At 58.7% G+C, this 23,836-nt stretch carries 21 protein-coding genes and 1 tRNA gene; 3 read left to right on the forward strand and 19 right to left on the reverse strand.

The features are described 5' to 3' along the window. Positions 1-33 precede the first annotated feature (33 nt). The 3 genes from ACR0FB_RS01465 to recA all read right to left on the reverse strand — a co-directional run bounded on the left by ACR0FB_RS01465 (position 34) and on the right by recA (position 4,239). Positions 34-321, reverse strand: a complete 288-nt coding sequence (locus ACR0FB_RS01465) for a DUF1330 domain-containing protein (protein ID WP_152458023.1) — start codon at positions 319-321, stop codon at positions 34-36. A 1-nt stretch (position 322) separates the two neighbouring features. Further along, the gene (gene alaS / locus ACR0FB_RS01470; protein ID WP_480619412.1) at positions 323-2,995 is read right to left on the reverse strand and encodes an alanine--tRNA ligase; all 2,673 of its coding nucleotides are present in this window, start codon (positions 2,993-2,995) and stop codon (positions 323-325) included. A 176-nt stretch (positions 2,996-3,171) separates the two neighbouring features. Continuing rightward, positions 3,172-4,239: a recombinase RecA gene (gene recA, locus ACR0FB_RS01475; RefSeq protein ID WP_171632372.1), complete on the reverse strand. Its 1,068-nt coding sequence runs from the start codon at positions 4,237-4,239 to the stop codon at positions 3,172-3,174. 192 nt (positions 4,240-4,431) lie between these two features. On the opposite strand from recA, the gene ACR0FB_RS01480 reads away from it, so the two are divergent. After that, entirely contained in the window at positions 4,432-5,025 is a 594-nt protein-coding gene (locus tag ACR0FB_RS01480; protein WP_480619414.1) for a gamma-glutamyl kinase, read from the forward strand. Positions 5,026-5,030: 5 nt separating this feature from the next. Here the strand turns inward: ACR0FB_RS01480 and ACR0FB_RS01485 are convergent, their stop codons facing one another. The 3 genes from ACR0FB_RS01485 to guaB form a co-directional block, all read right to left on the reverse strand. Then, positions 5,031-7,322 carry an ATP-binding protein gene (locus ACR0FB_RS01485; RefSeq protein ID WP_480619416.1) on the reverse strand — a complete coding sequence of 764 codons (2,292 nt, stop codon included), beginning with the start codon at positions 7,320-7,322 and terminating at the stop codon, positions 5,031-5,033. A gap of 109 nt (positions 7,323-7,431) precedes the next feature. Beyond that, positions 7,432-8,589, reverse strand: coding sequence for an RsmB/NOP family class I SAM-dependent RNA methyltransferase (locus ACR0FB_RS01490; protein ID WP_480619418.1), 1,158 nt, complete (start codon positions 8,587-8,589; stop codon positions 7,432-7,434). Between the two features lie 92 nt (positions 8,590-8,681). Further along, the gene (gene guaB, locus ACR0FB_RS01495; protein ID WP_171632362.1) at positions 8,682-10,130 is read right to left on the reverse strand and encodes an IMP dehydrogenase; all 1,449 of its coding nucleotides are present in this window, start codon (positions 10,128-10,130) and stop codon (positions 8,682-8,684) included. Positions 10,131-10,346: 216 nt separating this feature from the next. Here guaB and ACR0FB_RS01500 point away from each other — a divergent pair, with 216 nt between their 5' ends. Next, entirely contained in the window at positions 10,347-12,392 is a 2,046-nt protein-coding gene (locus tag ACR0FB_RS01500; protein ID WP_480619420.1) for an ASKHA domain-containing protein, read from the forward strand. 52 nt (positions 12,393-12,444) lie between these two features. Here ACR0FB_RS01500 and ACR0FB_RS01505 read toward each other — a convergent pair whose 3' ends face one another. The 11 genes from ACR0FB_RS01505 to ACR0FB_RS01555 all read right to left on the reverse strand — a co-directional run bounded on the left by ACR0FB_RS01505 (position 12,445) and on the right by ACR0FB_RS01555 (position 21,461). Beyond that, the gene (locus tag ACR0FB_RS01505) at positions 12,445-13,551 is read right to left on the reverse strand and encodes an alpha-hydroxy acid oxidase (protein ID WP_480619422.1); all 1,107 of its coding nucleotides are present in this window, start codon (positions 13,549-13,551) and stop codon (positions 12,445-12,447) included. Continuing rightward, positions 13,551-14,105 (reverse strand): sulfopyruvate decarboxylase subunit beta, encoded by a 555-nt coding sequence (gene comE / locus ACR0FB_RS01510; RefSeq protein ID WP_171228302.1) that lies wholly within the window; start codon positions 14,103-14,105, stop codon positions 13,551-13,553. Before comE ends, ACR0FB_RS01505 begins: the two co-directional genes overlap by 1 nt. Continuing rightward, positions 14,102-14,608: a sulfopyruvate decarboxylase subunit alpha gene (gene comD / locus ACR0FB_RS01515; RefSeq protein ID WP_171632355.1), complete on the reverse strand. Its 507-nt coding sequence runs from the start codon at positions 14,606-14,608 to the stop codon at positions 14,102-14,104. The genes comE and comD overlap by 4 nt, the downstream gene beginning before the upstream one ends. Positions 14,609-14,657: 49 nt before the next feature. Then, positions 14,658-15,068 carry a universal stress protein gene (locus tag ACR0FB_RS01520; protein WP_171632352.1) on the reverse strand — a complete coding sequence of 137 codons (411 nt, stop codon included), beginning with the start codon at positions 15,066-15,068 and terminating at the stop codon, positions 14,658-14,660. Between the two features lie 23 nt (positions 15,069-15,091). After that, complete coding sequence (locus tag ACR0FB_RS01525) at positions 15,092-16,072, reverse strand: zinc-dependent alcohol dehydrogenase (RefSeq protein ID WP_209833072.1); 981 nt, start codon at positions 16,070-16,072, stop codon at positions 15,092-15,094. Beyond that, a complete protein-coding gene (locus tag ACR0FB_RS01530) occupies positions 16,069-16,830 on the reverse strand; it encodes an SDR family NAD(P)-dependent oxidoreductase (RefSeq protein WP_171723241.1) in 762 nt (253 codons plus the stop codon). Before ACR0FB_RS01530 ends, ACR0FB_RS01525 begins: the two co-directional genes overlap by 4 nt. Beyond that, a complete protein-coding gene (gene hisD / locus ACR0FB_RS01535; protein ID WP_171632344.1) occupies positions 16,823-18,130 on the reverse strand; it encodes a histidinol dehydrogenase in 1,308 nt (435 codons plus the stop codon). The genes ACR0FB_RS01530 and hisD overlap by 8 nt, the downstream gene beginning before the upstream one ends. A gap of 12 nt (positions 18,131-18,142) precedes the next feature. Then, entirely contained in the window at positions 18,143-19,471 is a 1,329-nt protein-coding gene (locus ACR0FB_RS01540; RefSeq protein WP_152458037.1) for a TRAP transporter large permease, read from the reverse strand. 11 nt (positions 19,472-19,482) lie between these two features. Further along, the gene (locus ACR0FB_RS01545; RefSeq protein ID WP_171115839.1) at positions 19,483-19,995 is read right to left on the reverse strand and encodes a TRAP transporter small permease; all 513 of its coding nucleotides are present in this window, start codon (positions 19,993-19,995) and stop codon (positions 19,483-19,485) included. Between the two features lie 111 nt (positions 19,996-20,106). Further along, positions 20,107-21,252, reverse strand: coding sequence for a TRAP transporter substrate-binding protein (locus ACR0FB_RS01550; RefSeq protein WP_171632341.1), 1,146 nt, complete (start codon positions 21,250-21,252; stop codon positions 20,107-20,109). 23 nt (positions 21,253-21,275) lie between these two features. Next, positions 21,276-21,461 carry a hypothetical protein gene (locus ACR0FB_RS01555; protein WP_171115836.1) on the reverse strand — a complete coding sequence of 62 codons (186 nt, stop codon included), beginning with the start codon at positions 21,459-21,461 and terminating at the stop codon, positions 21,276-21,278. A gap of 134 nt (positions 21,462-21,595) precedes the next feature. On the opposite strand from ACR0FB_RS01555, the gene ACR0FB_RS01560 reads away from it, so the two are divergent. Next, the gene (locus ACR0FB_RS01560) at positions 21,596-22,618 is read left to right on the forward strand and encodes a LacI family DNA-binding transcriptional regulator (protein WP_171632337.1); all 1,023 of its coding nucleotides are present in this window, start codon (positions 21,596-21,598) and stop codon (positions 22,616-22,618) included. A 124-nt stretch (positions 22,619-22,742) separates the two neighbouring features. Here the strand turns inward: ACR0FB_RS01560 and ACR0FB_RS01565 are convergent. Next, positions 22,743-22,816, reverse strand: a tRNA-Gly gene (locus ACR0FB_RS01565). A gap of 70 nt (positions 22,817-22,886) precedes the next feature. Then, complete coding sequence (locus ACR0FB_RS01570) at positions 22,887-23,714, reverse strand: polyphosphate kinase 2 family protein (RefSeq protein ID WP_480619424.1); 828 nt, start codon at positions 23,712-23,714, stop codon at positions 22,887-22,889. Positions 23,715-23,836: the final 122 nt, after the last annotated feature.

A 23,836-nucleotide genomic window follows, 5' to 3' on the forward strand; every position in this document is an offset into this window, starting at 1 on the left:
GCAAACCGCGCTACACGTCGTGAACGCAGTCGTTCACTCCGTGATTTCAACCACAACCAATTCACGTTCACTGGCGTCGCGCGCATGACTCAATGCTTCTTGATAGTCATCCGAGTTGTAGCATTCGACGGCTGCTTCTAGCGACGGGAAACGGGCAACAACGTTGCGTGGCCGTTCCTTGCCTTCCAACTGAACGTAACGCGCCGCACGGGCGATGAAAGTGCCCCCGTGCTTGGCAATGGCTGGCCCGGCCAATTCGGCATATTTTCCATACGCCTCGGCATCGGTCACCGTCACGTGTGCAATCCAAAGTGCAGCCATCTTACCCTCCCAAAACCTGTTCTGCAGCCTTGATCGCCGAATCCGCATTCGACGCATCCCGTCCACCGCCCTGGGCCATGTCCGGGCGGCCGCCGCCGCCCTTGCCGCCCAATTCCACTACTGCGGCCTTGACCAGATCGACCGCCGAAACGGTTCTTGTCAGGTCTTCGGTGACGCCAGCCGCAACCGCGGCCTTGCCGCCGGTATCCGCGATGAGCAAAACCGCCCCCGACCCAAGACGCGCCTTATGTTCGTCGATCAATGCCGGAAGATCCTTGCCGGACACCCCGCTGAGGGCCTGCGCTATGAACTTCACACCGTTCACATCACGCGCTTCGGCACCGCCGCCCTGCCCGCTCCCGCCGGCCATCGCCAGATCTCGACGCAGTTGAGCCACTTCGTTCTGCAATGATTTGCGTTCCTCCAGCAGGCTTTTCACGCGGGCCACCACATCATCCGGCTGCGCCTTCAGTTCCGAAGCCACCTGCGCAAGACGATGATCCTGTGCCGAAAGGTAACGGAACGCTTCATCCCCGGTCAGTGCTTCGATGCGGCGCACTCCGGCACTGCTTGCGCCGTCACCCAGGATGACAAAGGTGCCGATATCACCCGTCTGACGCACATGAGTACCGCCACACAGTTCGATCGACCAGGTTTCGCCATCATGGCCCTTGCCCGTAGGTGCCTTGCCCATCGAAACAACACGCACCTCGTCACCGTATTTCTCGCCGAACAGTGCCTGCGCGCCCAGTTTGCGCGCGTCATCCGGTGTCATGACCCGTGTCTCGACAGCCGAGTTCTGGCGGATGAAATCGTTCACCTCACGCTCGATCTTCCGGATTTCCTCCAGGCTCAGCGCTTTGGAATGGCTGAAGTCGAACCGCAGACGATCCGCCGCATTCAGCGAGCCGCGCTGCGCCACATGGTCCCCCAGCGTGTCCCGCAGCGCTTCATGCAGCAAGTGCGTGGCCGAGTGGTTGGCCCGGATTGCGGTCCGGCGCGCATGATCGACTTCGAGCTCGACAGCATCGCCTTTTGAAACGGCACCGCTGACGACCGTCACCTTATGCGCATAGACCTTCCCATCAGCGAATTTTCTGGTGTCTTCCACTCGGCTGAGGTGATCGCGATCTTCAAGGCGACGCATCTCGCCAGTATCGCCCACCTGGCCACCAGCCTCGCCATAGAACGGCGTCTGGTTCACCACGACCCAGCCGCTGTCGCCCGCTTCGATCTTGTCAACCAAAGCACCGTCAACAACCAGTGCCACAACCTGAGCTTCGGCTTTCTCGGTGTCATAGCCAAGGAAGTCGGTCGCCCCGGCGCTGTCCAGAACATCGAACCATACCGCCTGATCCGCGGCTTCACCTGACCCGGCCCAGGCAGCCCGCGCCTTGGCCTTTTGTTCGGCCATCGCCGTTTCAAAGCCTTCGGTGTCAACTGTCCGGCCTTTTTCGCGCAGCGCATCCTGTGTCAGGTCCAGTGGGAAACCGTAGGTGTCATACAGTTTGAATGCCGCCTCACCAGACAAAGGCGCCCCCTCGGAAAGGCCGGACACCTCATCGTCCAGCAGCCTCAACCCCCGGTCCAGCGTCTGCTTGAAACGCGTTTCTTCAAGCAACAAGGTCTCTTCGATCAATGGCTGTGCCTGGGTCAACTCGGCATAGTGACCGCCCATCTGTTGAACGAGGGACGGGACAAGACGGTGCATGACCGGATCCTTGGCGCCCAACAGATGCGCATGACGCATGGCACGACGCATGATGCGGCGAAGAACATAGCCGCGGCCATCATTGCTGGGCATCACGCCATCAGCAATCAGGAACGAAGTCGAACGCAGGTGGTCCGCGATCACGCGGTGGTGCACGTTCTGATGCCCGTAAGGATCCACGCCAGTTGCATCGGCTGATGCCTCGATCAGTGCCTTGAACAGATCGGTATCATAGTTGTCATGGCTGCCCTGCAACAATGCACCGATCCGCTCGAGACCCATGCCCGTATCGATCGACTGCATGTCGAGCTCGACCATCGAGCCGTCTTCGAACTGCTCGTTTTGCATGAAGACCACGTTCCAGATCTCAATGAACCGATCGCCGTCTTCCTCGGCAGAGCCCGGAGGACCGCCCCAGATGTGGTCTCCGTGGTCATAAAAGATCTCGGTACACGGGCCGCAGGGGCCGGTCGGGCCCATCTGCCAGAAATTGTCGCTGGTGGCGATGCGGATGATCCGGTCTTCGGGAACACCGACCTTTTTCCAGATTTCAAACGCCTCGTCATCAGTATGATAGACCGTTGTCAGCAGGCGGTTCTTGTCGATCCCAAATTCCCTGGTGATCAGCTCCCACGCGAATGGGATAGCTTCGTGTTTGAAGTAATCACCAAACGAGAAGTTCCCCAACATCTCGAAGAATGTATGGTGGCGCGCTGTGTAACCCACATTGTCGAGATCGTTGTGCTTGCCGCCGGCACGCACACATTTCTGCGCCGTGGTGGCGCGCTTGTAGTCACGTGTTTCCAATCCTGTGAACAGGTTCTTGAACTGCACCATGCCCGAATTGACGAACATCAGCGTCGGGTCGTTGCGCGGCACCAGCGGGCTGGACGCCACGACCTCATGCCCCTGTTTTTCAAAGTAATTCAGAAAGGTCGATCGGATGTCGTTCAGGGTTGGCATAGGGCTCTCTCGGCGCACAAAAAACTTGGTCCCCGCAGGTTTATCCCCCTGTCAAACGAGTGTCCACAGCAGAGGCGTGTCCGAACGAAACAAGGCGACCCGGGGGACCGCCTTGTTCATAGTATTTTCAACACAACACCTCGGACCGGGAACGTATCGCACCCCGTCAGCGACCGTCAGGCTTCAAGGATGTCATCATCCTCGGCTGCGCCCGGAGGCATGTCGAACTCCAGCCCGTGAGCCGCCCGAATCTTGTCTTCGATCTCAAAGGCAATGCGACTGTTGTCGCGCAGATATTGTTTGGCGTTCTCACGCCCCTGCCCGATCCGTTCGTCGCCATAGCTGAACCATGACCCTGACTTTTCGACCACACCGGCTTTGACACCCAGATCCAGCAATTCGCCCATCTTGCTGATGCCTTCACCATACATGATGTCGAATTCCACCTGCTTGAAGGGGGGTGCAACCTTGTTCTTGACGACCTTGACGCGCGTCTGGTTGCCGACAACTTCGTCCCGGTCCTTGATCGCGCCGATGCGGCGGATATCCAGACGAACCGAGCTGTAGAATTTCAGTGCATTACCGCCGGTGGTGGTTTCGGGGCTGCCGAACATCACGCCGATTTTCATCCTGATCTGGTTGATGAAGATCACCATGCAGTTCGAGCGGCTGATCGAACCCGTCAGTTTCCGCATCGCCTGGCTCATCAGACGGGCCTGAACGCCAACATTGCTGTCACCCATGTCGCCTTCCAGTTCGGATTTCGGCGTCAGCGCCGCAACCGAATCGACCACGACCATGTTGACCGCGCCCGAGCGCACCAGCGTATCGGTGATCTCCAGCGCCTGCTCTCCGGTATCGGGCTGCGAGATCAGAAGCTCGTCCAGATCAACACCAAGCTTTCGCGCATATTGCGGGTCCAGCGCGTGCTCGGCGTCAACAAAGGCGCAGACGCCGCCGCGTTTCTGCTGTTCCGCAATGCAATGCAGCGTCAGCGTCGTCTTCCCCGAGCTTTCCGGGCCGTAAATCTCAACAATCCGCCCCATTGGCAGACCACCAATTCCCAACGCAATATCCAACCCGAGCGAGCCTGTCGAACTTGCATCGATGTCCTGTTTGGCGCCTTCGCCAAGCTTCATGATAGAGCCTTTGCCGAACTGCCGTTCGATTTGGGCCAGCGCGCTGTCGAGCGCCTTTTGCTTATCTGCGTTTTTCTTGTCGCTCATTGTCAGAAGATCCGCCATTGTCCTGTCGCCTTCCCTTTTGTCACACCCTTGATCGGGCGGCAATCGCTGCTTTGTTCGCCTCTTGTTCCTTATGGGACCAAAAGAAGAACATTTCAATAAAAACTTACGGGATTTAGTCTTCAGCAATTGTATTAAGAAGTCCTTTACGACAATCTGCGCGCATAGCCGGATGACAATTGGAGCAATTAAATGCTTGTTTTCTATGAGGAACGCCTTGCCTTCCTTGCCGTTCCGAAAACCGGCAGCACGGCTTATCACACAGCGTTGCGGGATCGCGCTGATATCGTCGTCACTCATCCTCCCGAGCTCAAACATGCTCCGGTGCGCAGGTATGATCGGTTCTTCCAGAACATTTTTCGGAAAATGTACGATACCGAGATGGAGATCCTGGCAGTTGTTCGCGAACCCGTTGACTGGCTGGGCAGCTGGTATCGATTTCGCAGCCGCGCCGACCTGATCGGTCACGTCCATTCGACCCGAGACATGAGTTTCGACACGTTTGTGCAGGCCTATATGACAAACCCGCGTCCGGATTTTGCCGATGTTGGTAGCCAAAGCCAGTTTTTCCGCACCCGCAGCAATGGTCGCGGCGCCACGCATATTTTCAAATACGAAAACAAGGACAAAATTCTCGACTTCCTGCAAGCGCGACTGAATATGCAGATCGACCTGCCACGAGAGAATGTATCACCACCGGGTGATCTGACGCTGACGCCCGAAACACGGCAGAAATTTCGCAAAAGACACGTAGAGGAATTCGCGCTCCACGATGCAGCCTTGTAGGGTGCTCAGTTCAGCTGTTGGAAAACCGCCTCGGTCAACTGGGTGAGGGAAAACGGCTTGGGCAGGAAGGTCGAGTTGGCGATCTCGGGTTCTGAATCGCCAAAGGCACCTTCCGTGTAACCGGATACGAAGACCACGCGGGCATCCGGGCGTGATTCCCGAGCTTTACGCACCCAGGTCGGACCATCCATGCCGGGCATGACCACATCCGTTACGAATACGTCGACGTTCAAAGATGGATCCTCCAGAAGCCGCAGAGCTTCCTCGGCCGAATCCGCCTCCAGCACGGTATAGCCCTTGAGACGCAGGGCCCGGGTTGCGAAGGCGCGGACCGGCGCTTCGTCTTCAACCAAAAGCACGACGCCCTCTCCTTGCCGGGCGCTTTGGGTTTCGGGCTGGGCCGGAATGTCCTGTTCAGCCTCTGCCACCGTGGCGCAAACCGGTAGAAAAACGGTGAACTCGGTGCCTCGACCCACCGTGCTGTCGACAAAGATGAAACCGCCCGTCTGCTTGACGATGCCATACGCTGTTGAAAGCCCAAGCCCTGTGCCCTCACCCGTACGCTTTGTCGTATAGAACGGCTCGAAAACCTTTTGCAGTTTGTCGGCAGGTATTCCCACACCGCTGTCCATGACCCTGACCGTAACGTATTCGCCGGGCTGGACGGTCGCCCTGTCCCTGCTGAGCGGTTGCGACAGGTTCAATACCTCGGTCTCGATACGGATCTCGCCCCCGTCTGGCATGGCATCGCGCGCGTTTACGACAAGGTTCATCAACACCTGTTCCAACTGCCGTTTGTCCGCCCGAACCGGCTTTAACACCGGATCATGACTGAGGGTCAGCAGAACTTTTTCGCCCACCAACCGGTTCAACAAGTGAATGAGATCCGAGATCGTGTCGCGCAAATCCAGAACTTCGGGCCTGAGAGTCTGTTTGCGCGAGAATGCCAGAAGCTGGCTGACTAGCGCAGCGGCCCGGTTGGCGTTCTGATTGATCTGAACCAGATCCCCATAATCCGGGTCATTCTGATCGTGACGCAACAACAGCAGGTCGCAATGCCCGGAAATGGCCGTCAGCAGGTTGTTGAAATCATGTGCGACCCCGCCGGCCAATTGACCCACAGCTTGCATTTTCTGCCCTTGGACGAATTGAGCCTCCAGAGTCTTCAACTCGGTCGCATCATTCAGAACCGCGATCAGACAGATCTTGCCATCGACAACGACACGGCTCAGCGTGACCTGTACGAAGACTTCCTTGTCTTTTCGGGTCAACTGAAGAAACTCGGATCGTTGCGCATCTTCTTGCGCGGCCGTCCGCGCCAGCCAATCCAGAATGGGGTGCCCCATACCCCGCATGATGTCGGCTATGTTCGTGCCTTCCAGGCTTTCATTTCCAAGCAACTTATTCGCCAGCCTGTTGGCATTCAGAATGGCCCCCGCCGGAGACAGGGTGAGAACCGGAACCGGAAGATCTGCAAAAGACGTGCTGGCCCCGGGCGCCGGAGTTTCAATGAGCGGCACCAAACCAAGGCTTCGTTCCTTGCTGGATCGGGAAAGCTCCGTCACAGCGACCGGTATCATTCCGTCCTGTGACTTGATAATGTTTGAGGCTCCGACCCGGGGGTCAGCATCACCGAAGACGTCGCGAATCCGACCGGGACGCAGCCCAAGCAACTTTTTCGCCGCCGGATTCGGGCACACCACATCATCCCCGCATCCGATGGTCAGGACCGGCAGGTTGAGAGACTGCCAGCTTTCCTGTTCTGACTGTTGAAACCGCCAGCAAAAAATGTCGGGAGCCAATTGAAACACGGTTACACTGCTTGTGTTTCCCCTGATCACGCAGTCTTCGCGGGCCCGACCGAATGATCGGGCCTGAGATTGCAACCTCAACAAAATCACCTGAGGCGTCGAGAACGTCGAACCGAGGCAGTTTTCAAGGCTGGCTCCTTTCGCCGCGCCGAATTGTTCCCGCGCTGGTGCGTTGGATGCCAGAATGTCGCCATAGGCATTTGCGATCAGGAAAGGTGACTCGTCCTGTTCTGCAAACGCGGCCATGACGGCAGTGGTTTGTTGCGCATGTCTGACGTCGACCTGGCCTTTGATCACGACGCATAGTGCCACAATCAAAAGCGAAGTTCCCGCGACCATCATGCCCATGGTCCAATCCGGTGGCAACAACCCGACCATGGGGGCAATGCTGATCAGTAATGCCACCGCCACCAACGACCATAGACGAGATGCCAAGGGCGTGTGGACAAGAGATGGGTCGCTGAAAAATTCTACTGTGTCAGACATAAACGGCTCGGGCGCAAAGTTATCGGCTATAACGGCCAAAATTGGTTAATTCCCGCTTAACGACGTTCGGAAAGCAGCAATCTACCCAAGGTTGTTATTTGCCAAAAGCTCAGCGCGTCAAGTGCGACGTAAAGAACCCGTCAGATTCGTGTGTAACGTGCCACGTTTTCCGGAAGGTTTCCCGCCACTGGGAAAAGTGATCCAGAAAATCGTCTATGATCGCGCCGTTTTCATCGTTCAGAACCGAACAGGTTGCGTAAGCCAACAGGCCGCCCGGATGCACCAAAGGCGCAATGTCGGATAAAATACGGGCCTGAATGGTGGTGAGGTCCAGCAAGCGATCCTCGGTCAAGGCCCATTTCCCGGCCGGCGCCCTTCGCCACGATCCGCTGCCAGAGCACGGCGCATCAACTAAAACAACATCAAACGGATCAACACCTGAAAGGTCATCGGTGTTGAGGATGGTTATCTTTGCGCCTGCTCGTTCCGCCCGCGTCGGAATATCTTTCATGCGGCCGGAATTCACATCATGGGCGTACACTTCGACGCCCTCGTGCGCTGCAAGCGCCAGCGCCTTGCCGCCACCACCCGCGCAATAATCCAGAACGCGCATTCCCGGCCGCAGATCCAGCGCGGCCACAACCGCCTGGCTTGCAGCGTCCTGAAGTTCGACCAGGCCCCGGGCATAGGCCTGGCTTTGGGCAATGCGCCGGGCCCCCTCTGTCACTTCAAGGGCGGTTTGGCATACCTGAACCGGATGGGCGACAATACCCTCGGACTTCAAGGCGTCGATGGCCTCGCCCAGATCGGTTCTTCCCAAGTTGACCCGCAGATGAACGGGTGCCCGGTTCTGCAAAGACATCGCGCAAGGAACCATGGCATCCTTCAGAGAGTCAACGAACCGAGGCCACAGCCACTCCGGAATGTCATATCTCTCGGCCTCGGACGCGAAATCCCGCGCCGCTTCCGTTTCCTGAACCGGCATCGGAGCGTGACGGTCGCTGGTGAACAACTCGGCCAGATCCCCGCCTGACGCACGGGTCGCACCGATCATCAAACCGCGCCCGGTGTCGGACCCTCCCAACGCCGCATACGAGCGCTTGCGTCGCAGCGCGTCGAATACGTGATCGCGAATGGCTGCCCGATCCTTCGATCCGGCGAAGCGACTGCGCCGAGCCCAGCCGGTGAGTGCTTTTTCGACCGGCGCGCCAGCCAGAATATCATCCAGAATTTCGATCGAGGCCTGAACACGGGCGGCGGGTGTCATTGTGGAATACCTCGGCGGAAATGGGCCCGGCTGGCCGATCCAAGTGGCAAATAGGCACCCGTATACGGGTGCCATGTGTCTTGCTGGATGGCTTACATGACCCGGTAGTTCGGGCTTTCGCGGGTGATCTGAACATCGTGGACGTGGCTTTCCTTCAGACCAGCGCCTGTAATTTTCACGAAATTGCAGTTCTTGCGCATCTCTTCGATAGTGGCGCAGCCGGTATACCCCATCGCCGCACGCAAGCCGCCAACCAGCTGGTGGATCACGGCACTGGCCGAGCCTTTGTAGGGCACCTGCCCTTCGATGCCTTCGGGCACCAGTTTGTCATTGGCTGCATCTTTCTGGAAATAGCGGTCGGCTGAACCGCGCGCCATTGCACCCAGGCTGCCCATCCCGCGATAGGATTTGAACGAACGGCCCTGATACAGGATCACCTCGCCCGGGCTTTCGTCGGTGCCCGCAATCATCGACCCGACCATGGCGCAGGACGCCCCGGCCGCGATCGCCTTTGCAAAGTCACCCGAGAACTTGATGCCACCATCCGCGATGACCGGAACGTCGCCCGCTGCCGCCGCACAATCGCTGATCGCGGTCAACTGCGGGACGCCAACCCCCGCCACCATCCGTGTGGTACAGATCGATCCCGGGCCGATGCCCACCTTGATCGCGTCGGCACCAGCATCGATCAGGGCTTTGGTCGCTTCTCCTGTTGCAACGTTCCCGGCAATGATCTGAACCTCGTTCGACAGGGTCTTGACCCGCTTTACAGCGTCCAGCACGCCCTGAGAATGACCATGCGCTGTATCGACGACGATGATGTCGACACCCGAATCCACCAATTGCTCGGATCGTTCGAACCCGGCATCCCCGACTGACGTCGCCGCAGCGACCCGCAGGCGACCCAGGCGGTCCTTGCAGGCGGTTGGGTTCAAAACGGCCTGCTCTGTATCCTTAAGCGTCAGTAGACCGGTCAGCTTGCCGCCACCATCCACGACCAGCAGCTTTTCGATACGGCGCGCCCGCATCAGGCTTTTGGCTTCTTCCAGATCGGCCGGTTCCTGTAGCATCGCCAGGTTTTCCGAAGTCATCATCGCGTGTACCGGCGTATCGTCCGAGTTCGCAAAGCGCATGTCGCGGTTGGTCAGAATACCCACCACGCGGCCCTGCTCGTCGACGACCGGAAAACCGGTGAAGTTGTAGCGCTGTACCAGCGCGTTGGCGTCCGCCAATGTCTGATCCACCCGCAATGTCACCGGGTTATAGACAATACCGGATTCAAACCGCTTGACCCGGCGGACTTCGCGGGCCTGTTCTTCCACCGAAAGGTTCTTGTGTACCACACCGATGCCGCCCGCCTGAGCCATGGCAATGGCCATGCGCGCCTCGGTCACGGTGTCCATGGCCGAACTCAGCAATGGGATGTTCATGGTGATTTCGCGCGTCACACGCGTGGTCGTATCCGCGGTTGCCGGCAGCACGGAAGATGCGCCCGGAACCAGGAGAACGTCGTCAAAGGTAAGTGCCTCACGAATCTGCATCTGAATACCCCATGCAAAAGCCCGTTTGGCGGTGACCCTATTACATGGATTGAACCAAAGGAAAAGCCCTTGGGGGCAACTCTTTGGCTCTGGTTGTCGTTGCAGTGGAAGAAAACGACGCTCGTTGTGCAGATCGTGCCGCAGATGGTCTTTCCCTTTTCGCGCAAACCCATATCTTGCCCGGCATACGCGCGAATATTAAAAGGTATGTCACTGATGACCACCGACCCTCTTGTCGTCTTTACCCCTTCCGGCAAACGCGGGCACTTCCCCGTCGGCACCCCAATTCTGACGGCAGCCCGTCAATTGGGGGTGGATCTGGATTCGGTCTGCGGGGGCCGCGGCATCTGTTCAAAGTGCCAGATCACACCCAGCTATGGCGAATTTCCCAAGCACGGCGTCACGGTGTCAGAGGATGCGTTAAGCGAATGGAACGCCGTCGAACAACGTTATGAGGACAAACGTGGTCTGAAACCGGGCCGCCGTCTGGGCTGTCAGGCCTCGGTTCAGGGCGACGTGGTGATCGACGTACCGCCGGAAAGCCAGGTGCACCGGCAGGTCGTGCGCAAGGCAGCCGCCGCGCGTGCTATCACGATGGACCCGGCCACGCGCCTTTACTTCGTTGTGGTGGAAGAACCCGACATGCATTCGCCCACCGGCGATCTGGAACGGCTCGAGCGCGCGTTGCGCGAACAGTGGGACATCGAAGCCGTCACGGCGGACCTGACGCTGATGTCCAAACTTCAACCGGTTCTGCGCAAGGGTAAATGGGAAGTCACCGTGGCGGTCCACAAGGGTCACAAGGACAGCGTGGCGCGTATCGTCGAAATCTGGCCCGGCCTGCATGAAGGCGGGCTGTATGGTCTGGCCATCGACCTCGGATCGACCACCATCGCCGCGCATCTGACCGATCTGGAAACCGGCGAGGTCAAGGCATCCTCCGGCCTCATGAATCCCCAGATCCGGTTCGGCGAAGACCTGATGAGCCGTGTTTCGTATTCCATGATGAACCCCGGCGGCGATCAGGAGATGACCAAGGCAGTGCGCGAGGCAATCAATGACCTGGCCACGTCGATTGCCGAAGAGGCAGGTATCGATGCCTCTCTGATCGTGGAAACTGTGTTCGTCTGCAACCCGGTCATGCATCACTTGCTGCTGGGGCTGGACCCGGTGGAACTGGGTCAGGCCCCGTTTGCGTTGGCAACGTCGGAAAGCATGTCCCTGCCCGCCCGCGACATGGAACTGACAACCATGAACCCACGCGCGCAGGTCTATATCCTGCCCTGTATCGCAGGCCATGTGGGCGCGGACTGCGCGGCGGTGGCCCTGTCTGAAGAACCCGGAAAGTCGCAGGATCTGGTTCTGATCGTCGACGTGGGCACCAACGCCGAAATCCTGCTTGGCAATACCAGCCGCGTGCTCGCCTGCTCCTCGCCCACCGGGCCTGCTTTCGAAGGCGCTCAGATCAGTTCAGGCCAGCGCGCCGCACCCGGGGCGATCGAGAGAATTGAGATCGACCCTGTCACCAAGGAACCCCGGTTCCGCGTCATCGGGTCTGAAAAATGGTCCGACGAAGAGGGCTTTGATCAGGAAATCGCCACGACCGGGATCACAGGCATCTGCGGATCCGGTATCATCGAAGCAGTGGCCGAGATGCGTATCGCAGGCCTGCTGGACGAAGGCGGCCTGATCGGATCGGCGGAACAGACCGGCACTGCCCGCTGCGTGCCCGAAGGTCGCACACACGCCTATCTGATCCACGATGCCAGCGCCGAAGGCGGCCCCCGCATCACGGTCACGCAGGGTGACATCCGTGCCATCCAGCTTGCGAAATCCGCATTGTACGCAGGTGCACGCCTGCTGATGGACGAAATGAAGGTCGAAAAGGTGGATCGCGTGGTTCTGGCCGGTGCGTTCGGCGCGCATATCTCGACCAAACACGCCATGGTGCTGGGAATGATTCCCGATGCGCCGCTGGAAAAAGTCTCGAGCGCGGGCAACGCCGCCGGCACCGGCGCACGTATCGCGCTGTGTAATATCGGATCGCGCGCCGAGATCGAGCGCGTCGTGCGCGAGATCACCAAGATCGAAACCGCCATTGAGCCGAAGTTTCAGGATCATTTCGTGGCCGCCAATGCGATCCCGCACAAGACGGATCCGTTTCCGGAACTGGCCCGGGTTGTCACACTGCCCAACCCAAGCTTCAACACCGGCGGCGAAACCGAAGCAGGTGGCGGACGGCGTCGCAGGCGCCGCGGTTAAACCGACAGTTCTATGACCCGTGGGAAACCTCGGGTCATTGCCGTCACCCACATCAGGCGTTGCGTCTGACCTCGTCCAGCGACGTGACGCCCAGCTGGGCCATGGCGATGCTGATTTCTTCGCTGAGTACCGACCATAGCTGCGCCAGACCCGCTTCGCCTTCGGCCGCAATTGCAAACTGAAGGATACGGCCGAAAAAGGCAAAGTCCGCCCCGTTCGCAAGTGCCTTGAGGACGTCTTCACCAGAACGCAGCCCGCTGTCGTAGAAAAGCGGAAAATCCGGACCGACGGCCTTGCGTATCTCGGGCAGAACCGTGATTGGCGCGGGCGCACTTTCCAACTGGCGCGCACCATGGCTTGAGACCTGAATGGCGTCCACGCCCGCTGACTTGAGCCTTTGCGCGTCGTCTGCATCCAATACGCCTTTGACCACCAGATTTCCGGTCCACTGGTCGCGCAGACGGGCCAATGTCTCCCACGTGGCCTTGGCGCGGCTTTCGGTGCGGTCGAAGTCGTAGCCATCCATCCGGAAATTCGCCATTTCCGGCTTGCCTTTCAGCAGGACCGGCAAGGACCACCGGGGGTGCAGGGCAAAATCCATCACCTGCTTTGGCCCCATTTTGAAAGGCATCTTGAACCCATGACGCAACTCGCGCGGGCGTCGGCCAACCTCGGGCACATCCACGGTCAGCACCAGTGTCTCGTACCCCGCTGCCTTGGCGCGATCGACCAGCTTGAACGTGCCGCTGCCATCGCCGCTGAAATACAGCTGGAACCAGGCATGGCCTTCCGCTTCGACGATCAGATCCTCCATCGCGGTCGAGGCCACAGTCGAAACCCCAAGCGGCACCTCGTGGCGTGCCGCGATGCGGGCCAGCATCAAGTCGGCCCCCGGTGCAGACAAATTGCACATACCCATCGGCGCGATACCAAACGGGCGTTTCGCGGGCCGGTCGAACAGCGAACTTGCCAGAGATCTTTCACTGACGTCGCGCAGGATACGCGGGCGCAAAGTCATTGCATCCAAAGCGGACCGATTGCGACCGGCACCCATCTCGGCCCCGGCTGCACCATCAATATAGTCGAACACCATCCACGGAAGACGCCGCCGCGCCAGGCGGCGGGCGTCCTCGGCGCTGTGGATGGCGCTTGCGCCCATCAGGCCTGAACGGCCTTCATGAAGCGGTCGCGGATGACCACCGGATCCATCGTGATCGGCGGCATCTTGGCATTGCCGCTTTCGCATTTGCTGACGATGATGGTCATCTGTTTGGCATCCAGCGCCTCTTGCAGTACGCGCCCGGTGTCTTCGGCGGCACATTCGATCACGCGCTCACACCCGGCGGCCTCGGCCATTTTCGCAAGCGAGGTTTTCTGCCCCGCATAGGTCGGCTGATCGCCGGTCGAGCCGTACGAGCCATTGTCCACGATCAGCAGGATGTAATTGTCCGCCACGTTGTTGGCGATCGTTGGCAGGGTGCCAAGATTGGTCAGGATCGAGCCGTCGCCGTCGATGACGATCACCGGCTTCGGCTGTGACAGCGCCAACCCCAGACCGATCGAGGACGCAAGCCCCATGGTGCCAAGCATGTAGAAGTTGGTTGGCTGGTCGTCGATGGCATGCAGTTCCTGGCTGGGGATGCCGATGTTGCAGACAACCAGTTGATCACGCAGGATCGGGGCGATTTCCTTCAGGATTTCAGAACGGATCATTGGTCGCCATAGCCTCCCCAGAAATTGGCGTCGGTCAGGATGGCGACCGGCTTGTTGCACATGAAGGTATATTTCAGGATCGCGTCGAGCTCTTCGACATCGGCCTGATGGTGGAAGTGGTAGGTGGGGATGTTCAGCTGAGCCAGCAGCGCCTTGGTGTGAACCGCCATTTCAACCTGGCAGGCAATCGGTTCGCGCAGTTCCCCCCGGTACGATATCAGCATCGGCAGCGGCATCCGGTAATACTGGATCAGCGTCGCCAGCGTATTGATCGTCACGCCAATGGCTGTGTTCTGCATGATGATCGCGGGCCGCTTGCCGCCCATCCACGCCCCTGCACACAGGCCCATCCCTTCGTCTTCCTTGTTGGACGGGATGTGATAGATGCCTTCGCGCTCGTCGATTTCCGCGATGACACCTGCCAATTGCTTGCACGGGACAGTGGTGACAAACGAGATATCGTTGGCCAGCAGATCGTCGGTGATCTTTTTGTCTATGTTCATGATCCAGCTTTTGGTCCTGTTTGGGGCGCTAGACGCGCGATTGAGGAATTCAGGCCCTTCGGTGCACGTGTACGGCACAGGGGGCATGGCGGACGACGCGCGAAGCGGTCGATCCCAGGAAGTAGTCGCTCAGGTCCGGCTTGTGCGAGCCGATTACGATACAGTCGACATTCTTGCTGCTGGCATAGTCGATGATTGACCGCGCGGTATGGCCTTTGACGATTTCGGCCCTCACCCCTTCAAGCCCTTCGACTTTTTGCAACAGTTGCAAACGGGCCCGTTCGAACCCTTCGGCGACAACCGATTTGTCCAGATAGGCGCTGACCGATCCCTGAGGCATCTCGTAGACATGCAGCGCAATTATTTCTGCGCCCTCTCCTGACAAGGCCCGTGCGATTTCCAGCGTGTGTTGCGATATGCCGTGATCCAAAGCTAACGGGACCAGTATTTTCGTGTACATGAAGGTCTCCAGTTCTGTCAGTTCTATCCCCAGGGTCTCAGGATAATCTTCGGTGCGGCCACGGCGCCAGACCGGATATCGCAAAACGCTTGCGCTCCGTCGGCAAGGGCGCGTTCTTCTATCCAGTCCAGAGCCCCCAGCCGCCCGTCAAAGATCGCCTGAGCCGTCTGACGAAAGTCTTTGGCGGTGTATGTGTAAGTCCCTATGAATGTGATTTCCTGCAAGGTCATCCGGCGAACATCCAGACCACCGGTATCCTCACCCAAACCCACATGCGCGATCACGCCGCCCGGTTCGGCCTTGGCCGAGGCAACCGACCGCGTCGCAGCGTAACCCACGGCATCTATGACCAACGGGTAAGTCCCTTTGGCTGACTCCACCAGCGCAAAGCTTTCGATTTTCGCCAGGTAGTTGCGACGCAGCTGGTTTGGTTCCGCGATGGTCACATCGTCAACGCCCATTGCCCGCAAGACCAATGCCGCCGCAAGGCCGATGGCCCCGCCGCCGATCACCAGTGCGCGACGGTCCATTGCAGGATGCAGAGCCTCGATCCCCAACCGGACCGTATGCCAGCTGACGGCAAGCGGTTCCGCCAGCGCGGCTTTGGCAAACGAAACATCCTCAGGTACTTCAACAAGGTTGCTGGCAGGCATTGTAACGTATTGAGCAAACGCCCCTTCGCGCGGAGGCATCGAGATGATCTGGCGATCCGGGCACAGGTTTTCCCGGCCGGCAAGGCAGGCTGCGCATTGCCCGCAGCTTACCAGCGGATTGATCGTGACACGATCACCGGCACGTATCCCGTCAACAATCACACCGGCCGCCTCGTGCCCCAGGATCAGCGGAGCCGGACGGCGGGCATCATGGCCCAGATAGGCGTGCATGTCCGAGCCGCAGATGCCGACCGCTTCGATCCGGATCAAATGCTCGGACGGACCGGCCTCGGCATCCGGCACATCACCGAACACCATCTGTTCCACTCCTTGGTAAACCAGTGCCTTCATTTGGCTGTGAACCCTCCATCAACCATAAGAACCTGCCCCGTGACATAGCCGGACGCGTTCGAGCACAAAAACAGGATCGGCCCGTCGATATCCTGCATCCGCCCATTGCGCCCTATGCAGGTTTGAGCGGCGTTGCGTTCCGCGCGCTGGGGGTCGTCAAACACGGCCTGGGTCAGCTCGGTCGGAAAGAACCCCGGACCGATTGCGTTGGCGGTAATGCCAAATGGCGACCAGGCTTCGGCCATGGCACGGGTCAATTGCGCGATCCCGGCCTTGGTGGCCCCATAGGCAATGCCGCCCGGAAAGGCCCGCGTCGTTTGCAGCGAGGCGAAATTGACGATGCGCCCCCACCCCTTTTTCTTCATTTCGGGCACCATCGCCTGGCTGAGGAAAAACGGCGCGCTGAGGTTTAGGGCAAGCGTGGCATCCCAGCCATCAGGTGTCACCTCGTCGGCGGGCTCACGCGTGTTGACCCCGGCCGCGTGCACCAAAATATCCGGTGCGCCGAACTTGGAATTGATCACCTGCACCAGCCCGCCGATTCCGGCTCGATCCGCGACATCAGCAACAACGGCTTCTGCGTGTTCGCCGATTTCAGCCTGCATCTGCGCCAAAGCGTCGCCGCGCCGCGCCACGCCGACAACACGCGCGCCGGCCGCGGCAAGTGTCCGCGCCACCTGCCGCCCCAGCCCCGAACTGGCGCCGGTGATACAGGCCACCCGGCCCGTCAGGTCAAACAATGTGCGCGGGTCATCCATCAGCGGTCAGATCGAACTGTTCATCCGGGAAATACTTGGCCAGACGCACATCCGCTGCGCGAGCGTGACCTTCCATACCTTCCAGTCGGGAAATCCGTGCGGTAGCTTCTGCGATCGACTTCGATCCTTCACGTGTAGCCCGCTGCCATGTGACGATCTTCATGTATTTGTGAACACTCAAACCGCCGGTGTAACTGGCCGCACCCGAAGTCGGCAGAACATGGTTCGTTCCGGTTGCCTTGTCCCCGTAGGACACGGTGGTTTCCTCACCCAGGAACAGCGAACCATAGCAGGTCAAGCGATCCAGCCACCAATCCAGATCCTCGGCCTGAACCGTCAGGTGCTCGGGCGCATATTCATCGGAACAGGCGGCCATCTCTTCGCGGTCGGAACAGACAATGACTTCGGCATAGTCGCGCCACGCGGCCGAGGCGTTTTCCCGGTTCAGCTCTGGCAGATCATCGATCAAAACCGGAACCAGCTCCATGACTTTCTGCGCAAGGTCGCGATCATCCGTCACCAGCCAGACGGGCGAATTGTACCCGTGCTCGGCCTGACTGACCAGATCGGTTGCCACCACGTGGGCGTCCGCGGAACTGTCGGCAAGGATCAGGCTGTCGGTCGGACCCGCAATCATGTCGATACCAACCTTGCCGTACAGGATGCGTTTGGCCTCGGCCACGAACTGGTTTCCCGGCCCCACAAGGATATTGGCGCGCGGCAAACCGAACAAACCATAGGTCATGGCGGCCACGCCCTGCACACCGCCCATGGCCAGAATGCTGTCGGCTCCGCAAATATGCGCGGCATAGACAATTGCTGGCGCCACGCCCTCGCCCGGACGGGGCGGAGAACAGGCCGTGATATGGCGGCACCCGGCGACCTTGGCCGTTGTCACTGTCATGATCGCGCTGGCGATATGGCTGTAGCGCCCACCGGGAACATAGCATCCTGCTGCATCCACCGGGATCGCCTTTTGCCCCGCAACAAAACCGGGAACGATCTCCATCTGTACGTCCGACACGGTGGCCTTCTGCGTCTCGGCAAAGCGACGGACGTTGTCGTGGGCAAAGCGTATATCGGCCTTCAGTTTTTCCGGCACCTGCACGATGGCCGCATCAATCTCGTCCTGCGTCATCAGGACATTTCCTTCGTACTTGTCGAACTTGAGGGCATATTCCAGTGCTTTGTCGTCGCCACCCGCCTCGATGTCGGCAAGGATGGTCTTGACCGTATCGTGCACCTCAGAGGCATGCGATTGAGCGGTGAGAGTCGCCTTTTTCAAATATTCACGAGGCATGTTCAGCAGGTCCTATTGGTAGATTTCAGGAAGCAGGGTGGTCGACACAGCAGGTACGTAGGCGATCAGGATCACTACGATAAGCATGGTCAGTACGAAAGGAACGGCCCGGGCGGCAATCTTCAGAATGGACTCACCGGTAATGCCAGATACGACGAACAGGTTCAGTCCCAGCGGCGGCGTGATAAAGCCCACACCCAACGCGGTGATCATCATGATGCAGAACTGAATCTCGTTCATGCCGATATTGTCGGCCAGCGGTTTCAGGATTGGTGCCAGGATCACGATGTTCGGCGTTGTCTCCATCACGCAGCCTGCTGCGATCAGGATGCCGATCATCAGCAAGATCAACAGATAGGGATCATCGGTCAGCGACGTGACCGAGGCCACGAACCCCTGCGGGACACCCATGATCGCAAGTGCTTCGGCCAAAGGTGCCGAGAAGGCGATGATCGGCAGGATGACTCCGTTCACCTTGGCCGAACTGACCAGCATCGATGGAAAATCTGCCAGCGTCAGGGTGCGCAGGATAAAACCCATGATTATGGTGACGACAACGGCCGTTGCGCCGGCTTCAGTCGGGGTCAGGCGACCTGAGAAGATGCCGTAGAAGATGATCCCCGGCACAATGAACGCGTACCAGCCCGATTTCAGCGCCTTGCCCAGATTGGCCAGCCATTCCCCCATGGTCATCATGCCGCCACCCTCATAGGCATAAAGACGGTTCATGATGATGTTGGTGATCAGGATCGACACCAGGATGGCCAGACCCGGGATCAAGGCTGCAAGGAACAGGGTCGAGGCGGAAATACCCAGCACGAGGCCGATGATGATATAGGCGATCGAAGGCGGGATCAGGATGCCGGTACAGGCACCAGCCGCAACCAGAGCACAGGCATAGGGGCGCGGATATCCGCTTTCCACCAGCCGGTTGATGGTCATGCGACCCACCGCAGCCGCCCCGGCAGCATCCGACCCTGAAATCGCAGCAAACATGCCGCAGACCAGAACCGTGGCCGACCCGAACCCGCCCTTGGCAAAGCATGTCAGCGCCTCGGCCACGTCCAGGAATTTGCGCGACAGACCGGTCCGCACCAGAACGTCTCCGGTCAGAATGAACAACGGAACAGCGGTCAGGGCAAATGCGTCGATACCTGTGAACAGGCTTTCTCCGACCAGGCTGAGGGGCAGATCACCGGACATGATCAGCATCACGATCGCCGCTGTGCCAATGGCGGCCCAAACGGGCACGGCCAAGGCGATCAGGCCTACGAACAGGATCACCGGCAGGTAAAAATCCCAGCCCAGTTCAACGGTTTGATTGAGGGAATTCCAAAGCATTCGTGTTCTCCTCAGTCAAACAGCTTGTCGCCTTCGAAGACGGGGGTGCCGTCCCGAAGCGATTTCACGTCACGCAGGAAAGATTGGATCAGCCGCCATATCATCAGGGCGAATCCGGCGGGCACCGCCATAAGGAACCAGACTTTCGAGACCCGAAGACCATCCGTGACCGAGCCGAACTTGGCCGAGACATGAACCGCCTCATACGACCAGTAGAGCGCGATGATCGCCACGCCGAACATCACGAGATCGCCGAAAATATACAGCACCGCCTTGGGGCGTGGTCCGATGTAATGCATGATCACATCGATCCGGATATGCGCCCGCTCTTTCACCGCAGCCGCGGCACCGATCCAGGCCAGATAGATGAAGGAATACCGAACGATTTCCTCGCCCCAGATCGACGAATAAGCAAAAATCTCGCGCCGCAGCACTTCGATGGCCATGGTAATCACCAGCATCACGTAGAACACCAGCAGCAACCAGCGCTCTGCGTTTCGGTCTATGTTTTGAAGAATGGTCATCTGATCCTCCGGCGCAGGGACAGCCTGACCCGCGCCTGACGTGGCGGGTTGTTGCCGGGCTGACTGAAAGTAAAGTTCGTGGACGCCTGTCTGGCGCCCACGGCTTGGGCCTTAGGCGTCGTGGACGTAGTATTTGCCCTGAGTACCCGCGGCTTCGACCAGCTTTTCGAAGTTTTCCATCGATCCGGCCAGTTCTGTCTTGAACGGATCCCAATCGGCGTTCTGATACCCGCCGGCATCCTGCCATTCCGCCAGTTGGTCGTCACTGAGCGAGTGGAACTGCACCCCGGCCTTGTTCAACTCGGCCATGGCATAGGCGCGGGCCGACGGAACCTTGGACAGGTTCTGATGGCTGGTCATTTCCGACCCCCACATGATGCCTTCCTGCACATCTGCCGGCATCGAGTTGAACCATTCCAGGTTGCAGGAATAAACTTGGCTGTCCGGCACCGCCTGTGTGAAGGTCACATGGCTGAGTATGTCCTTGAACCCAAAGACATAGAGCGCGCCAACCGAAGGATCGAGCGCATCCGCAACGCCCTGCTTGATGGCCGAGGGGGTCTCGCCCCAGGCAACGGGTGTCGGGTTGGCGCCGACCATCCGGTAGTATTGTTGCAGCATCTTCGATCCCGGCACGCGGAACTTGATCCCGCTCATATCACCGGGTGTGAGCACGGCATTGCCGCCCTGACGAACCGCAACCACCCGCGGGTCGATGTTAACATAGAACAGAGCCTTGAACCCTGCCGCTTCGACCTTGGGGTGAACCTCACTTTTCCATGTGTCCGAATGGACGAGGTTGGTGAAACGCTGGTTCGAGCCACACAGGTACGGCATGTTGATCAGGTCGACTGTCGACGCGAACGGCGCGAAATTCGACAGCGAATGCTGCGCGGCCTGGATGGTACCGCCCTGCACTTTCTGCACCAGCGCGCCGCCTGCACCAAGCTGACCGCCGGGGGCCAGTTTGACATAGACCTTGCCGTTGGTGGCGTTCTGAATGTTTTCCTTTAGGTCCAGCTGCATGATCGGATAGCTGCGCGACGCGCCAAGCACATAAGCCGTGGCCACCGTCATCACGTGATCTGCGGCCTTTTCACGCTCGCTCTCTTCCTTCGCGGTCTGCGCGGCGGCCTCGGAAGACCACAAAACGCCCCCTGCCCCAGCGACCAATGCGGCTGTGAATGCGCCACTGGCGCTCAGTTTCAGAAAATTGCGGCGCTCGGCCGATGCCAGTTCGGTCTTGTCGGTTTTCATCAATTGCCCTCCCAAGCAAAAGTTCAGCTGCCGTCTTGTGCGTCCCGGTCAGCTTCCTTTTTCAGAATTGCGACAACGAACAGGATCGAAGCCGCGAACAGAACCAACATCTCTCCAACGTCGCCAAGAAACGCGCTGCTCGCAAAAGCACCCAAAGCGACATTTGCGAAATAGATCGCAAAAACGATGACTGATGCAGCGAGATACATTTCCGGGACTCCCTTCAGAATCGGCTCAGATACCTTTGTAAGCGCTTACATCTCAAATGCAAGCGCTTACATAAACGCTTTCATCCCTGGAAAAATGCGACTAACTTAGGCGAACCGGAATTGAGAGTTCGAGAATGTCAAAACATCGGTCCGCACCGACGCTGGATGACGTTGCCAAGGCAGCAGGCGTTTCAACTGCCACCGTGTCACGGTGCCTGAACACCCCGCAACAGGTGGTCGAGGCTACGCGGAAACGTGTTCTGTCTGCCGTAGACACCCTTGGCTACACGCCGAACTTTGCGGCCCGAGTGATGGCTGCACGGCGTTCTTTCACGATAGGTGCGATAATTCCGACGATGGAAAATGCAATCTTCGCAAGGGGGTTGCAGGCGTTCCAAGAGGAGATCCACAAACAGGGCTACACCTTGCTGGTCTCCAGCTCGGCCTACCAGCCGGCCGCAGAAGAAGATCAGATCCGAACGCTGGTTGCACGGGGCGTGGACGGGCTGTTGCTGATCGGGCATGACCGGGACGTGCAAATCTACGACTATCTCGAAAAGCGAAAAGTGCCGGCCCTTGTAGCGTGGTCTTTCCTGCCAGACGAACCAATACCGTCCGTCGGGTTTGACAACAGGCGGGCGATGGAGGCTTTGACAAGCAAGATCATCGAATTGGGCCACACACGCCTGGCAACGATTTCAGGCATCAGCAAGGGCAACGACCGTGCGCGTCTTAGGATCCAGGGGATAAAAGACGCGATGTCCCGACATGGACTGTCGCAGGATGAACTGGCCGTGATCGAAACCTCGTACGAGATTGAAAACGGCGCCGATGCGTTCAAGCGTCTCATGTCGAATGACAACCCGCCGACCGCGGTGTTGTGCGGCAACGACGTTCTGGCCGTCGGTGCGGTACGGCAAGCTCAGCAGATGGGACTTCGGGTGCCCGAAGATGTATCGATCACCGGATTTGATGATATCGAGCTAGCGCGCATTGTCGCCCCTGCGCTGACAACTGTCCATGTTCCTCATCGTGACATGGGACGCAAGGCTGCTCAGGCGCTGATTCAGATGATCGAATCCAACGCACCGGGAAAATCTGTTGAACTGCCGACGCACATCGTTGGCAGAGAGTCCTTGCTTGGCCTCAACAGCTAGAACCGGCTTTGCAAGCCCGTTGAGCAGATCCGTGGAAACACGTGCCAGCTAGATCCGTAAAGGCGGTGGCTAAGCCACGCAACGTCACCTTTTTGATTAATTAACAAAGCCTTACAGTCCGAACTGGAGCGGGTAGCGGGAATCGAACCCGCGCGTTCAGCTTGGGAAGCTGACAGGCTACCATTACATCATACCCGCCTTGTCAGATGAAATAACACCAGAACATCCAGACGTTCAACCCGGATCGTAACCAACCTTTTTCGGGTTCTTACTCGGTTCGGGCCCGCAGGCTGTCAATCAGGGACTGGTCGACGGCCAAGGTCTTGCCCGCTGCTTCCAAAGTACGGCGATCCAGATGCTGGGGGTTCAGATCAACCCCTTCCGAAAACGCCTCGACAATAGCCTTCATGGCCGTAATCCTGGCATATTTCTTGTTGTTGGACGGGATCACGTGCCAAGGGGCAACTTCCGTAGACGTCCGTGCCAGCATTTCATCCACGGCCACCTCTGCGACATCCCATTTTTCGCGGTTTCTGAAATCTTCATAAGTCAGCTTCCAGCGTTTCATCGGGTTGGTCAGCCGTTCGGTAAATCGGCGCATCTGCTCTTCCTGTGAAATGTGGAAGAACAGTTTCACGATTCGAGTCCCGTCATCGACCAGCATTCGTTCGAAATCATTGATTTCCTGATACGCGGCCCGCCAGCGTGTTTCCGGGGTCAGCTTTTCGATCCGCTCAACCAAAACTCGGCCATACCAGCTGCGGTCGAAAGCGGAAATCGCACCCGAAGGCGGCAGGCGTTCCCAGAAACGCAACAGATAATGCCGGTTGAGATAGTAGTTCCGGGGCGCACCGATCGGCCAAACCTTGAAGCTGCGCGGGTCCAGGGCCTGACTAATCCGGCGAATGGTCCCCCCTTTTCCGGCAGCGTCCCACCCTTCGAAAACCAACACGCCCTTGAGCCCGTGAAACAGATAAGCTTGCTGAATTCTCGCCAATCGTGTCTGCAACTTGATCAGCTGATCGAAGTAGACCTTTTTGTTCAGTTTCCTGGTCAGATTCGCATCCGAGAGTTTTGGGGGGTGATGTTTGCTCATGCTGCCACCTGATCAATGCATCCTGGATCAGGGTATTCTGAAACCTTCTGCAAATTCGACATTGATCAGGGTCAAATGCAAAAGGCCGGGCGCTGAGCCCGGCCTTTGCAGTCTGTGTCGTT

This window comes from Ruegeria sp. P10 (assembly GCF_056534925.1).